Annotated in this window: 14 protein-coding genes; 9 read left to right on the top strand and 5 right to left on the bottom strand. The window is 72.0% G+C overall.

Features of this window, described 5'->3' with window-relative positions; all coding sequences use genetic code 11:
* The first annotated feature begins 13 nt into the window (after positions 1-13).
* The gene (locus tag AB0H62_RS28445; RefSeq protein WP_360589271.1) at positions 14-631 is read left to right on the top strand and encodes an enoyl-CoA hydratase-related protein; all 618 of its coding nucleotides are present in this window, start codon (positions 14-16) and stop codon (positions 629-631) included.
* Here the strand turns inward: AB0H62_RS28445 and AB0H62_RS28440 are convergent.
* Complete coding sequence (locus AB0H62_RS28440) at positions 628-1,431, bottom strand: carbon-nitrogen hydrolase family protein (RefSeq protein ID WP_220240644.1); 804 nt, start codon at positions 1,429-1,431, stop codon at positions 628-630. The genes AB0H62_RS28445 and AB0H62_RS28440 overlap by 4 nt on opposite strands.
* Before the next feature lie 132 nt (positions 1,432-1,563).
* Here AB0H62_RS28440 and AB0H62_RS28435 point away from each other — a divergent pair, with 132 nt between their 5' ends.
* The 6 genes from AB0H62_RS28435 to AB0H62_RS28410 all read left to right on the top strand — a co-directional run bounded on the left by AB0H62_RS28435 (position 1,564) and on the right by AB0H62_RS28410 (position 6,550).
* Complete coding sequence (locus tag AB0H62_RS28435; protein WP_220240645.1) at positions 1,564-2,238, top strand: GntR family transcriptional regulator; 675 nt, start codon at positions 1,564-1,566, stop codon at positions 2,236-2,238.
* Positions 2,239-2,287: 49 nt separating this feature from the next.
* Positions 2,288-3,610 carry a M20/M25/M40 family metallo-hydrolase gene (locus AB0H62_RS28430; protein WP_360589269.1) on the top strand — a complete coding sequence of 441 codons (1,323 nt, stop codon included), beginning with the start codon at positions 2,288-2,290 and terminating at the stop codon, positions 3,608-3,610.
* Between the two features lie 18 nt (positions 3,611-3,628).
* Positions 3,629-4,522, top strand: a complete 894-nt coding sequence (locus tag AB0H62_RS28425; protein ID WP_360589267.1) for an alpha/beta hydrolase — start codon at positions 3,629-3,631, stop codon at positions 4,520-4,522.
* A gap of 31 nt (positions 4,523-4,553) precedes the next feature.
* Positions 4,554-5,144 carry a helix-turn-helix domain-containing protein gene (locus AB0H62_RS28420; protein WP_360589265.1) on the top strand — a complete coding sequence of 197 codons (591 nt, stop codon included), beginning with the start codon at positions 4,554-4,556 and terminating at the stop codon, positions 5,142-5,144.
* A 1-nt stretch (position 5,145) separates the two neighbouring features.
* Positions 5,146-5,892 (top strand): SRPBCC domain-containing protein, encoded by a 747-nt coding sequence (locus tag AB0H62_RS28415; protein WP_360589263.1) that lies wholly within the window; start codon positions 5,146-5,148, stop codon positions 5,890-5,892.
* A 79-nt stretch (positions 5,893-5,971) separates the two neighbouring features.
* Entirely contained in the window at positions 5,972-6,550 is a 579-nt protein-coding gene (locus AB0H62_RS28410; RefSeq protein WP_360589261.1) for an HAD-IA family hydrolase, read from the top strand.
* A 141-nt stretch (positions 6,551-6,691) separates the two neighbouring features.
* Here AB0H62_RS28410 and AB0H62_RS28405 read toward each other — a convergent pair whose 3' ends face one another.
* The 3 genes from AB0H62_RS28405 to AB0H62_RS28395 all read right to left on the bottom strand — a co-directional run bounded on the left by AB0H62_RS28405 (position 6,692) and on the right by AB0H62_RS28395 (position 8,996).
* Positions 6,692-6,916 carry a DUF5703 family protein gene (locus AB0H62_RS28405; RefSeq protein WP_354873304.1) on the bottom strand — a complete coding sequence of 75 codons (225 nt, stop codon included), beginning with the start codon at positions 6,914-6,916 and terminating at the stop codon, positions 6,692-6,694.
* Positions 6,913-7,929, bottom strand: a complete 1,017-nt coding sequence (locus AB0H62_RS28400; protein ID WP_360589259.1) for a hypothetical protein — start codon at positions 7,927-7,929, stop codon at positions 6,913-6,915. The genes AB0H62_RS28405 and AB0H62_RS28400 overlap by 4 nt, the downstream gene beginning before the upstream one ends.
* 98 nt (positions 7,930-8,027) lie before the next feature.
* Positions 8,028-8,996 carry an aldo/keto reductase gene (locus AB0H62_RS28395; RefSeq protein ID WP_220240653.1) on the bottom strand — a complete coding sequence of 323 codons (969 nt, stop codon included), beginning with the start codon at positions 8,994-8,996 and terminating at the stop codon, positions 8,028-8,030.
* A 123-nt stretch (positions 8,997-9,119) separates the two neighbouring features.
* On the opposite strand from AB0H62_RS28395, the gene AB0H62_RS28390 reads away from it, so the two are divergent.
* Both AB0H62_RS28390 and AB0H62_RS28385 read left to right on the top strand, forming a co-directional pair.
* A complete protein-coding gene (locus tag AB0H62_RS28390; protein ID WP_220240654.1) occupies positions 9,120-10,163 on the top strand; it encodes an LLM class F420-dependent oxidoreductase in 1,044 nt (347 codons plus the stop codon).
* Complete coding sequence (locus AB0H62_RS28385; protein WP_354873310.1) at positions 10,163-11,005, top strand: undecaprenyl-diphosphate phosphatase; 843 nt, start codon at positions 10,163-10,165, stop codon at positions 11,003-11,005. Before AB0H62_RS28390 ends, AB0H62_RS28385 begins: the two co-directional genes overlap by 1 nt.
* Before the next feature lie 6 nt (positions 11,006-11,011).
* Here AB0H62_RS28385 and AB0H62_RS28380 read toward each other — a convergent pair whose 3' ends face one another.
* On the bottom strand, positions 11,012-12,199 hold the full coding sequence (locus AB0H62_RS28380) for a glycosyltransferase family 1 protein (protein ID WP_360589256.1): 1,188 nt from the start codon (positions 12,197-12,199) through the stop codon (positions 11,012-11,014).
* Between the last annotated feature and the right edge of the window lie 249 nt (positions 12,200-12,448).

The following is a 12,448-nucleotide window of genomic DNA, read 5'->3' as shown; positions in this document are numbered from 1 at the left end:
TTACCGTCCGAGCGTGACCGCCGCCCCGTCCTGTGCCGTGCACACCGAGGTGATCGACGGCGTGCTCGTCGCCACCCTGGACCGGCCCGGTGGCAACAAGATCGACTCCCGGATGAGCTTCGAGCTCTACACCGCGTGGGCGCGGCTGCGGGACGACCCGGCGCTGTTCGCCGGTGTGGTGACCGGCACGGGATCGGGGTACTTCTCGGCCGGCTGGGCCCTCGCGTCCGGCTCCGGCGGGTTCGCCGGCGTGGCCGACTTCTTCCGGCTCAGCAAACCCATGATCGCGGCCGTCAACGGGCTCGCCCGCGGTGGCGGGTTCGAGCTCGCGCTCATGACCGATCTCATCGTCGCCGCGGACCACGCCGAGTTCGTCCTGCCCGACCCCTGCGGCGCGGTACCGCTGCCCGAGCGGCTCTCCGAAGAGGCCGTGCACGGACTGTGCCGCACCGGACGGCTCACCGCGGCCGCCGCCGCGCGCTGCGGGGTCGTGCACCGGGTCGTGCCGGCGGGCACCGAACTCGCGGCGGCGGTGGACCTCGCACGCTCGCTCGGCAGCGCGCCCGGCGCGGCCGCGGCCGTGAAGGAGATCGGCCTCGGCGCGCACCGCGGCGACAGCTCGTTCGACTAGTTCTCCTTGGGCACCACGGAGAACCGGCGCAGCGCGAGCGCCGGGTTCGTGGTCCGGACCTGCTCGAGCCGGTCGGTCGAGATCTCCGCGACCGCTACCCCCGGCCGCTCCCCGAGCGACGCCGTGACCACACCCATCGGATCGACGACGAGGCTCGACCCCGACCCCATCGGCGCGATCTGCCCGGCCGCGGCGACGTACACGGTGTTCTCGATCGCGCGTGCCTTCACCAGCGTCGTCCAGTGGTACTCCTTCAGCGGCCCCGGCACCCACTCCGCCGGCAGCAGCACGGCTTGCGCGCCGGCGTCGACGAGCCGGCGCGTCACCTCCGGGAACCGCAGGTCGTAACAGGTCTGCAGGCCGAAGGTCAGGCCGGCGGCCTTGAACGTCGCGGGCTCGGTGATCTCGCCGGCGCGGATCACGTCGGACTCGCGGAAGCCGAACGCGTCGTAGAGGTGGATCTTGCGGTACAGCGCGGCGAAGTCGCCGTCCGGACCCGCGGCGACGAGCGTGTTCCAGATCCGCCCGCCCTCGGGCATGGCTTCGTTCATCCCGGCCACCACGGTGATCCCACGCTCGCGCGCGAGTTCGCGCAGCCCGGTGGCGAACGCGCCATCGAGGGGCTCGGCCGACGCCACGAACCGCTCGTCGACCTTCGGCACGGTGAACATCGAGTACTCGGGCAGCACCACGACCTCGGCGCCGCGGTCGGCGGCCTCGCCCGCGAGCCGCGCGACTTCCGCCAGATTGGCCGGTTTGTCGTCGGTGGGCGCGAACTGCGCGACGGCGACGTGCACCATGACGAGTGTCCTTTCAGGAGGGACGGCGACCGTCACCGTTCTGTGTACTGCGTGTATACACGACGGATTGGAGCCGGTCCAGAGGTGTAGGCTCGCAGCGCGCCGACGCGGGCGCGGGACGAGGGGAGACGCATGACCACCACCGCACCGGGACCGGTCCCGGTCGAGGGCGGCGGACCGGCTCGGGATCGGGTGTACGCCTGGCTGCGCGACGGGATCATCTCGGGCGCGCTGGAAGGCGGACGCTTCCTCGACGAGCTGTGGGTCTCCGGGGTGGTCGGCGTGTCGCGGACGCCGGTGCGCGAGGCGTTCCACCGGCTCGAGGCCGAGCGCTTCATCAGCCTGCTGCCGCGCAAGGGCGCGCAGGTCCGCACGGTGACCGCGCGCGAGCTGGAAGAGGTCTACCAGAGCCGCCGCCTCATCGAGGGTCACGCGATCACCGAGGTCTGCGCCGCGGGCGCGGGTGCCCCCGCCGAGATGGCCGGCCTGATCGAGGACATGGGCCACGCGGGCGCGGAACGTGACTGGTTCGCCGTGTCCGGGCTCGACCGCCGGTTCCACCGCGCGATCGTGAACGCCGCCGGCAACACCGTGCTCACCGAGCTGTACGACACACTCCGCTCGCGCCAGCAGCGCGTCGCCGTGCGGGCGCTGGAGGCGCGTCCGGAACGGCTGTCGATCATCGACGCGGAGCACCGGCAGCTCGTCGCCGCGCTCGACGAGGGTGACACGGAAACGGCGCTGCGGATCCTGAACCAGCACCTTCGGCCGGTTTCCGAGGTGGTCTCGGCCCTTGACCGGACCTGAACGGGCGTGAGCGGCGCGGCACCGCGCGCGCTGATGATAGGAAGGTCGAGTGACCGAACCGAACTCGATCGACGCCGCCGCTGACGAGGCCGTCACGCTCACCAGCGACCTCATCCGCATCGACACCACCAACACCGGAGACCCCGACACCCTGATCGGCGAACGCGCCGCCGCCGAGTACGTCGCGGAGCAGCTCACCGACGCCGGCTACGAGATCACCTACGTCGAGTCCGGTGGCGAAGACCGCCACAACGTCATCGTCCGGCTGGCCGGAGCCGACCCGTCTCGAGGCGCGTTGCTGATCCACGGGCACCTCGACGTCGTGCCCGCCGACCCGGCCGAGTGGTCGGTGCACCCGTTCTCCGGCGCCGTGCAGGACGGCTACGTCTGGGGCCGCGGCGCGGTGGACATGAAGGGCATGGTCGGCATGACGCTGGCACTGGCCCGCCACTACAAGATCCACGGCATCGTCCCCCCACGCGACATCGTGTTCGCGTTCCTCGCCGACGAGGAGGCCGGCGGCAAGTACGGCGCGCAGTGGCTGGTGGAGAACCGGCCGGAGCTGTTCGAGGGCGTCACCGAGGCGATCAGCGAGGTCGGCGGGTTCTCGATCACGCTGAAGGACGATGTGCGCGCGTACGTGATCGAGACGGCCGAGAAGGGCATCCGCTGGATGAAGCTGCGCGTGCGCGGCACGGCGGGCCACGGCTCGATGATCCACCGCGACAACGCGGTCACCAAGCTTGCCGAGGCTGTCGCGAAGCTCGGCAGCCACCAGTTCCCGCTCGTGCTCACCGACTCCGTGCGCGAGTTCCTCGCCGGGGTCACCGAGATCACCGGCTGGGACTTTCCCGAGGACGACCTCGAGGGCTCGGTCGCCAAGCTGGGCAACATCTCCCGCATGATCGGCGCGACGCTGCGCGACACCGCGAACCCGACGATGCTCACCGCCGGCTACAAGTCGAACGTGATCCCGTCGGTCGCCGAGGCCGCGGTCGACTGCCGCATCCTGCCCGGGCGCATCGAGGCGTTCGACCGCGAGCTCGACGAGCTGCTCGGCCCGGACATCGAGAAGGAGTGGATGGAGCTCCCACCGGTCGAGACCACGTTCGACGGCGCGCTCGTCAACGCGATGACCGCCGCGGTGCTCGCCGAGGACCCGGGCGCGCGCACGCTGCCGTACATGCTTTCCGGCGGCACCGACGCGAAGTCGTTCCAGCAGCTCGGAATCCGCAACTTCGGCTTCGCGCCGCTGAAGCTGCCGGCGGATCTCGACTTCTCCGCGCTCTTCCACGGCGTGGACGAGCGCGTGCCGGTGGACGCGCTGAAGTTCGGCACGCGCGTGCTGGACCGGTTCGTGCGGTCGTCCTGAGCGCCGGAAACCACCGAGTTGCCCGCGTTCACGCTCGCCGACGGGACACCCCTGCACCTCGTGCGCTGGGGCGACCCGTCGGCCGGCGTGACCGTGGTGCTCCTGCACGGCTACGCGCTCGACCGGCGCAGCTGGAGCCGGATCGCCCCGTTGCTGCCGGAGGCGGTGGACGAGCCGCTGTCGGTCGTCGGCTACGACCACCGCGGCCACGGCAAGTCCGGTCGCGCGGGGCGTGGCACGGCGACCATGGCCCAGCTGGGCGACGATCTCGCCGAAGTACTGGAACGCGCCGTGCCCGAAGGCCGGGTGGTGCTGGTGGGCCACGACATGGGCGGGCTCGCGATCATGTCGCTCACGCAACGCCACCCCGAGCTGTTCGCCGCGCGCGTGGCCGGGCTCGTGCTGCTCGCGACGTCGTCCGGGCGGCTCGCCACGGAGGCTTCGGCGGCGTGGCCGGGCGCGCTCGGGGTGCTGGCGCAGGACCTGGAAGTGGTGCTGGGCGCCAAGTTGTTCGGGCTGGTGCGCGAGCACACGAGCCGCGCGGTGAGCGCGGGGCTGCGCTGGTGGCTCTTCGGTGACGACCCGGATCCGGAGCTCGTGGAGCTGACCGTGACGATGATCCGGCGCAACTGGCCGCACACCGTCGCCGTGTTCCGCCCGGCGCTCGACGCGTACGCGCGCGAAGCGGCGCTGGCACGCGTGGGTTCCTTGCCGGTCACGGCGATCGTGGGGGAGCGGGACCGGATCGTGGCGGCCACGGACGTCGAGCACCTCGTCGGAGGCCTCGAACACGGGACGGCCGTGGTGCTGCCGGGCGTGGGGCACGTCGTACCGCTGGAGGCCGCCGCGCAGGTCGTGCCACGGATCGTGGCGCAGGTGCGCGAGGCGTACCGACAACATCGTGGTTCTTGACAATTTCATTTTTCGGAAGCACCATGGGCGCATGTTTCCCGTTGCGGTGATCGAAGACGCGGCCGCGGCCGAGGTGTCGCTCGATCCGGTCCGCGCCCGGCTGCTGGCCGAGCTGGCGGAGCCGGCGTCGGCGACCATGCTCGCGGCCCGCGTCGACCTGCCCCGCCAGAAGGTCAACTACCACCTGCGCGCGCTGGAGAAGCACGGGCTCGTGGAGCTGGTGGAGGAGCGGCGCAAGGGCAACGTCACCGAGCGCATGATGCGTGCGACCGCGGCGTCGTACGTGATCTCGCCTTCCGCACTGGCGGCGGTGCAGCCGGACCCGGCGCGGTCGCCCGACCGCTTGTCGGCGCGCTGGCTGCTCGCTGTGGCGGGCCGGCTGGTGCGCGACGTCGGGATCCTGATCACGGGCGCCGCCAAGGCGCGCAAGCGCGTCGCGACGTTCGCGCTCGACGGCGAGGTGCGCTTCGCCTCGGCGGCGGACCGGGCCGCGTTCGCCGAGGAGCTCGCAGTGGCCGTGACGACCTTGGTGGGGAAGTACCACGACGAGGGCGCGGAGAACGGGCGCGCGCACCGCGTGATCGTGGCTGTGCACCCGAGCGTGCCGGACGAGGAGGCCTGAGATGGCGGAGTTCACCGGGAAAGAGTTCGAGCTCCCCGGATCGGCCGAGGTGGCCGCCACGCCGGAGCAGATCTGGGCCGCGATCGCGACCGGGCCGGGCATCGACTCGTGGTACATGGGCCGCAACGAGGTCGAAGGCGGCCTCGGCGGCGTCGTGCGCGGCTCCTTCGCGGGCTACGAACCGGACATGGCCATCACCGCGTGGGACCCGCTGGAGCGGCTCGTCTACGGCACGGAGACCGAGCCCGACGGGCGCCGGATCGCCTACGAGTTCCTGATCGAGGGACGCGACGGCGGCAGCTCGGTCGTCCGCTGCGTCACCAGCGGGTTCCTGCCCGGCGACGACTGGCAGGACGAGTTCGAGGCGATGACCGCCGGCGGCGCGCTGTTCTTCCGCAACCTCGCCGAGTACGTCACGTACTTCGCCGGCCGCACGGCCACGCCGGTCACGGCGTTCGGCCCGCCCGTGTCCGACTGGGACCGCTTGTGGGCGGCACTCGGGGCCGAACTGGGCCTGCCGGGCCGGCCCGAGGAGGGCGACCTTGTGCGCGTCGAGCTGGCGGGCCGGTCCGTCGAAGGCGTCGTCTACGCCGTGAATCCGCAGACAGTGGGCGTCCGCACGGCCGACGCGCTCTACTGCTTCCTTCAGGGCTTCCACGGCCCGAGCCACTCCTGCCACCACGTGTTCTCCGCCGACGCCGGCGACGAGCAGAGCTGGCAGGAGTGGCTCGGGCGGCTCACCGCCTGAGCCGGGGCCCTGGGTCAGCAGGTCGGTCGATAGGTTCGCCGCCATGGTGATTCGCGCGGTGGTGTTCGACATCGGTGACGTGCTCGAGATCGCGCCCGACCTCGGCGTCGACAGGCGGTGGGAGGCCAGGCTCGGCCTCTCGGAAGGCGAGATCACCCGGCGGTTGGCCGACATCTGGGCAGCCGGCGCCGTCGGCACTGTCACCGAGGACGACGTGCGTGACACGATCAGCAGCAGGCTCGGCGTCGGCCGAGGACGAGCCGACGCGATCATGGCCGATATCTGGGAACAGTACCTCGGCACCGGCAACGCCGACCTGATCGACTACGTCCGCGGGGTGCGGCCGCGCTGTCGAACGGGCATCTTGAGCAACAGCTTCGTCGGTGCCCGGGAACGGGAACAAGCCGCGTACGGTTTCGAGGACCTGGTGGACGACATCGTCTACTCGCACGAGGTCGGGATGAGCAAGCCGGATCCGGAGATCTACCGGCTGAGCTGTGTCCGGCTTGGTGTGGCCCCCGAAGAAATGATCTTCCTCGACGATCTCGAACCCAACATCGACGCTGCGCGTGCGGTCGGAATCCACGGAATCCGCTACCGGGACAACGCCCAAGCGATCACCGAGATCGAAGGGCTTCTGGCGTCCGCCGGCGAGTGAACGAGCGGCCACCGTCGTGGTGGCCAAGGTTTCACGGCGCCACGCACTGTCATCCGCGCGGTGGCGCTGCCGAGGCCCGCGCCCGTAAGATTCCGGCAGCCCGCACACGTCGGACGCACTTGGGCCGGGTCCTGGGCTCGGTCAGGTGGCGAGCTCGGGCAGGCGGTCGGCTGCGGTGCGCTTGCGCCGCAACCAGACTCGCCGTGTGCCGTCGGCGTAGAGCCGCACCGTGCGCAGCTCCCAGCCGGCGAACTCGGCGTGGATCGAGAGCTGGATCGCCGCCGCGCGCCGGGACACACCCGGGGGCAGGCGCAGGCGGCGGTACTCCCAATCCCCTTCGACCACCGCCTCGTCGACAGTCGTCATGGCTGGATCACCTGGGTCCCTTCTCCTGCGGCCGAGCCGACGAGCACTCGGCCGCTCCGGTCGTCGACGCTCACCGTGTTCGGCTGGCGCACGGTCGGGAATCGGTACTTCTCGGTGGGCTCGCCACCGCGGACGTCGAAGCCCACCACCTGGTTCTGGCCGGTCAGGGTGACCCAGGCCAGGTTGCGCTGGTGGTCGTAGGCGATGCCGTAGATCCCGCCCGGCACCGGGTAGCGCTGGCGCAGGATCAGCGGGCCGACGGAGAACGCGAGCAGCGCGCCCGCGCGGGCGTCGGTGACCAGCACGCGCCCGTAGGAGTCGCTGGTGGCGTTGGCGGCGCCGTCGCCGGCTCGCAGGCCCTCGCCCATCGTCCCTGCGTTCACGTCGACGCTGAACACCGCGGTGCGCAGGCGGTCGAGCACGACCACGCCCTGCCCGGTGTCCACGACGTCGTCGGCGCTGTAGAGCTGGCCGGTGATGGTCTTGGTGACCGCGCCGCCGGCCAGGACCTCGACGGCCTTGCGGTCGCGCACGGCCACGATCGTGTCCGGCCCGTCGGCCACACCGGCGGTCGGCTGGCCGGCGACCGGTTGCGTGGTCAGCTGCCCGCCGGGCAGCGCGATCTTGGCCAGCTCGCCCTTGGTCGGGATGCTCGCGATCGCCTGGCCGTCGGACGTCGTCAGCGATTCGGCCGGCCCGGGCAGGGGCACGGTGGCCTTGGGGGTGCTCAGCGAGTCGAGGTCGTAGACGAGCACCGACGGCGGCTGCGTGACCGCGACCGCGAGCGTGCGGGTCTTCTCGTCGGTCGCCATCGCCGACACGGCCGGCGTCGCGAGTACCTGGCCCGCGGGCTTCGTCGTCACGGCGGGGGAGACCGCCGGCTTCGCGGCCACCGGGTTCGCCACCACCTGCAGCGAGTCGGTGTTGTCCTGGCCCGAAGCCGAGCATGCCGAAAGCGCGAGAGCACCGACCAGCGGAATCGCGATCCGCGACGCGGCGGTGAGCCGACGCACCTTGAAGCCTCCAGCTGTCCCTCGGCGAGGTGTCCTCACCAGCATCCCCCACGATTCCCGTGCCGTCACGTGTGCGTCATCCAACAGACACCTGCGCCTCATTTCGGACCCCGCTCGGGGTAGCCCACGTCGACGCAGCTCACGTCGTCGAGCGCGCTGCGGATCGCGGGCGGGAGCGTGAGCTCCTCCGCCGCCAGCGAACCCGTCAGCTGGCCGGTGTCGCGGGCGCCGACGACCGGCGCCACGACCCCCGGCCGGTCGCGCACCCAGGCCAGCGCGACGACCAGCGGCGAGATGCCGAGCCCGTCGGCGGCCGTGGCCACGGCCTGCACGATCCGCGCCGCGCGGTCCGTGCGGTGGTGCTCCACGTACCCGGCGAACTCGCTGGACGCGCCGCGCGAGTCGGCAGGCGTGCCCGTGCGGTACTTGCCAGTCAGCACGCCGCGGCCCAGTGGCGCCCAGGGCAGCAGCCCGATGCCGTGGTGCAGCGCGGCCGGTGCGGCTTCGCGGTCGACTCCGCGCTCCAGCAGCGAGTACTCGTACTGGCAGGACACGATCGGTGCCACGGCGCAGGCGCGCGACGCGGTCGTGGCCAGCTGCCAGCCCGCGTAGTTGGAGACGCCGACGTAGCGGACCTTCCCGCTGGTCACGGCGTACTCGAGGGCCGAGAGGGTCTCCTCGATCGGCACGCCCGCGTCCCACGCGTGCAGCTGCCACAGGTCAACGTGGTCGGTGCCGAGGCGGCGCAGCGAGCCGTCGAGCGCACTCAGCAGCGCGCCCCGGGAAGCCCCGCCGCCGAAGGGCCCTTCGGTGCGCCGCGCGACGGCCTTCGTGGCCACCACCACGTCGTCGCGGGGTACGAGGTCGCCCAGCAGGCTCCCGAGTACGCGCTCGGCCTCGCCTTCGGCGTAGATGTCCGCGGTGTCCACGAGGGTGCCACCGGCGTCGACGAACGCGACGAGCTGGCTGGCCGCCTCCTCGGCGTCGGTGTCGCCGCCCCACGTCATCGTGCCGAGCGCCAGGCGCGAGACCCGCAGTCCCGACCGGCCGAGCTGTCGCTTTTCCACGACCACCGAGCCTAGCCGTCGGCCCGGCCCGTAGTTGACCAAGGTGAGGCCGTGTCGCGACCGGCCACCCCGTCGGTGCACCCAGGGCACGGCGCGAGTCGCGCCCTCGGTACGTTTCCGGCCGTGCGAATGGGACTCAACCTCGGTTACTGGGGCACCGGGGACAACTCCGCGAACCTGGCGCTGGCCAGGAGAGCGGACGAACTCGGGTATTCGGTGGTGTGGGCGGCCGAGGCCTACGGCTCCGATGCCGTGACGATGCTCACCTGGATCGCCGCGCGGACCGAGCGGATCGACGTCGGCAGCGCCGTGCTGCAGATCCCGGCGCGGACGCCGGCGATGACAGGCATGACCGCCGCCACGCTCGACACGCTCTCGGGCGGCCGGTTCCGGCTCGGCCTGGGTGTCTCGGGCCCGCAGGTGTCGGAGGGCTGGCACGGCGTGCGGTTCGCCGACCCGGTGGGCCGCACCCGCGAGTACGTGGAGATCGTGCGGGCCGTGCAGTCGAGGCGCCGCGTGCGCTTCAGCGGCGAGCACTTCGAGCTGCCGCTGCCCGACGGGCCCGGGCTGGCCCTGGGCCTGACCTTCCGGCCCGAGCGCAAGCAGGTGCCGGTGTACCTCGCCGCGATCGGGCCGAAGAACCTCGCGCTCACGGGTGAGGTCGCCGACGGCTGGCTGCCGGTGTTCTTCTCACCCGAGCACGCGGGTGAGCAGCTGGCCCACATCCGCGCCGGCGCCGAGGCGGCCGGGCGTTCGCTCGACGGCTTCGACGTCGCCCCTGCCGTGCCGCTCGTGGTCGGCGACGACTGGCGCGAGTGCGCCGACGCCGTGCGCCCCCACGCCGCTCTTTACGTGGGCGGGATGGGCAGCCGGAAGCAGAACTTCTACAACCGCCTCGCCGTGCGGATGGGGTTCGAGGCCGCGGCGGCCGAAGTGCAGGAGTGCTACCTCGCCCGCGACTACGAGGGGGCTCAGGCGGCCGTGCCGCTCGAGTTCCTCGACGCGACGTCGCTGCTCGGCCCGCGGGAGCGGATCGCCGAGCGGATGGCGGAGTTCGCGAAGGCGGGCGTGACGACGTTGTCCGTGACTCCGTACGGGGAGTCTGCGGGATTCGAGGCGGCTCTGCGGACCGCTGTGGAAGCGATCGAGCTGGCGGGAGTGGCCTGATGGGGTGGTTCGAAGCACTGGTGCTGGGACTGGTGCAGGGGCTCACGGAGTTCCTGCCCATCTCCTCCAGCGCGCACCTGCGGATCGTGGCCGCGCTCGTCGGCTGGGACGACCCGGGCGCGGCGTTCACGGCCGTGACGCAGATCGGCACCGAGCTGGCGGTGATCCTGTACTTCGGGAAGAAGATCGGCCGGATCCTGCAGGCCTGGTTCTTCTCGCTCTACCGCCGCAGCTGGCGCCGAGACCCCGACGCGCGGCTGGGCTGGCTGATCATCGTCGGCTCGATCCCCATCGTCGTGCTCGGCCTGCTGTTGCAGGACCAGATCGACGAGACCTTCCGCGACCTGCGGATCACCGCGACGACGCTCATCGTGTTCGGCGTGATCCTGCTCATCGCCGACCGCGTGGGCTCGCAGCGGCGCTCGCTCGACCACCTCACCGTGCCGCACGGCCTCGGGTTCGGCTTCGCGCAGGCCCTGGCCCTGATCCCGGGCGTCTCGCGCTCCGGCGGCACCACCAGCGCCGGCCTGCTCATGGGCTACACCCGCGCCGACGCCGCGGAGTACTCGTTCCTGCTGGCCCTGCCGGCCGTGTTCGGCTCGGGCCTGTACAAGCTCACCGACATCGGCAAGAACGGCGAGACCGCGCAGTGGGGGCCCACGATCCTGGCCACGCTGGTGGCCTTCGGCGTCGGGTACGTGGTGATCGCGTGGCTGATGTCCTACATCAAGCGCAAGAGCTTCGTGCCGTTCGTGATCTACCGGATCGTGCTCGGCCTGCTGCTGTTCGGGCTGATCATCGGAGGGGTGCTCGACCCCAACGCCGGACCTGTCGGGAGCTGAGTGAGGTCAGGCGGCAGCGCGGGCGCGAGCCTGGGGTGAGCGCTCGCCCAGCACCTCGCGGTAGTGGTTGATCAGGCGGTCGCCGGAGGCTTCCCAGGTGTTGCGGACCGCGGTGGCGCGGCCCGCGGCACCGAACGCGGCGCGCTTCGCGGGCGACTCCGTGAGCCGGAGCACCGCGTCGCGTAGGGCGCCCGGGTCGAGCGGGGTTACCAGGTACCCGGTGTGCCCGTCCACGACGAGGTCCAGTGGACCGCCGGCCGCCGGCGCCACGACGGGGAGGCCGCTCGCCATCGCTTCCTGGATGGTCAGCCCGAAGGTTTCGAAGGGCCCGGTGTGCGTGAAGACGTCGAGCGTCGCGTAGATGCTCGCCAGCTCGGCACCGACGCGCAGGCCCAGGAAGGTCGCGTCGGGCAGCGCCGCCTGCAGGCTGGGCCGGTTCGGCCCGTCTCCGACGACGACCACCCGCACCCCCGGCAGCGCGCAGACGTCGCGCAGCAGCTCGACGTGCTTGTCCGGCGCGAGGCGGCCGACGTACCCGACGAGGACCTCGCCGTTCGGCGCGAGCCGGCGGTGCAGCTCCGGATCCCGGTGCCGCGGGTCGAAGCGCACGGCGTCGACGCCGTGGGGGAGCAGGTGCAGGCGAGGGATGCCCTGCGCTTCCAGCGCCCGCTTCGATGCGCTGGACGAGACGATCGTGCGGTCGGCCGGTCCGTGGATCCCCCGCAGCCGGTGCCATACGTACCTCGCGCCACCGGGCACCCGCGGGGCGTAGGAAGCGCAGTATGCCGCGACGTCCGTCTCGTACACCGCCACGATCGGCACCTGCCGCTTCAGGGCGGCCCGTACCGCGTGGGCACCGAGCAGTAGGGGGCTCGACAGGTGCACCACGTCAGGCTGGTGCTCGGCGATCGCGCGCGCCACCGCTCGGGTCGGCAGCGCCATGCGCACGTCCGGGTAACCGGGCCACGACAGCGCGGGCACCCGCACGACGGGTGAGCTCCCGACCTCCGCCGACGCCTCCTGCCGCAGCCCGGTGGGCGCGGTCGGCGCCACCACCAGCGGCGCGTGACCGCGCTCCGTCAGGTGCTCGGCGACCCGGAACGCGGTGTGCGCGACCCCGTTGACCTGCGGCGGGTACGACTCGGTCACGACGAGGACCCGCAACGAAGATCCCGCGCGATGGCTGGACGTCATTCGGAGATCCAAACCGATGACGCCCACCTCACATCCCCGGGAACAGCACCCCAACACGAGGTGCCCAACAAGCGATGTGAACGCCACCACAGCGCGAGATCGCGCCGGCTTCCCAACAGGCGAAGCCCGGGACTGTCCCAAGGCGACCCCGGCGCGAGATCGCGCCGGCTTCCGGATGGGGCGGTGCGATCGGCCCCGGCCGGACCCCCCGCCCCCAGCGCGAGCCCCCGCCAACGCCATAACGCACCC

This window comes from Amycolatopsis sp. NPDC050768 (assembly GCF_040654155.1).
Taxonomy (GTDB): domain Bacteria; phylum Actinomycetota; class Actinomycetes; order Mycobacteriales; family Pseudonocardiaceae; genus Amycolatopsis.
Note: the sequence above shows the minus strand (reverse complement) of the source record. Positions and strands in the feature narration are given on the sequence as shown.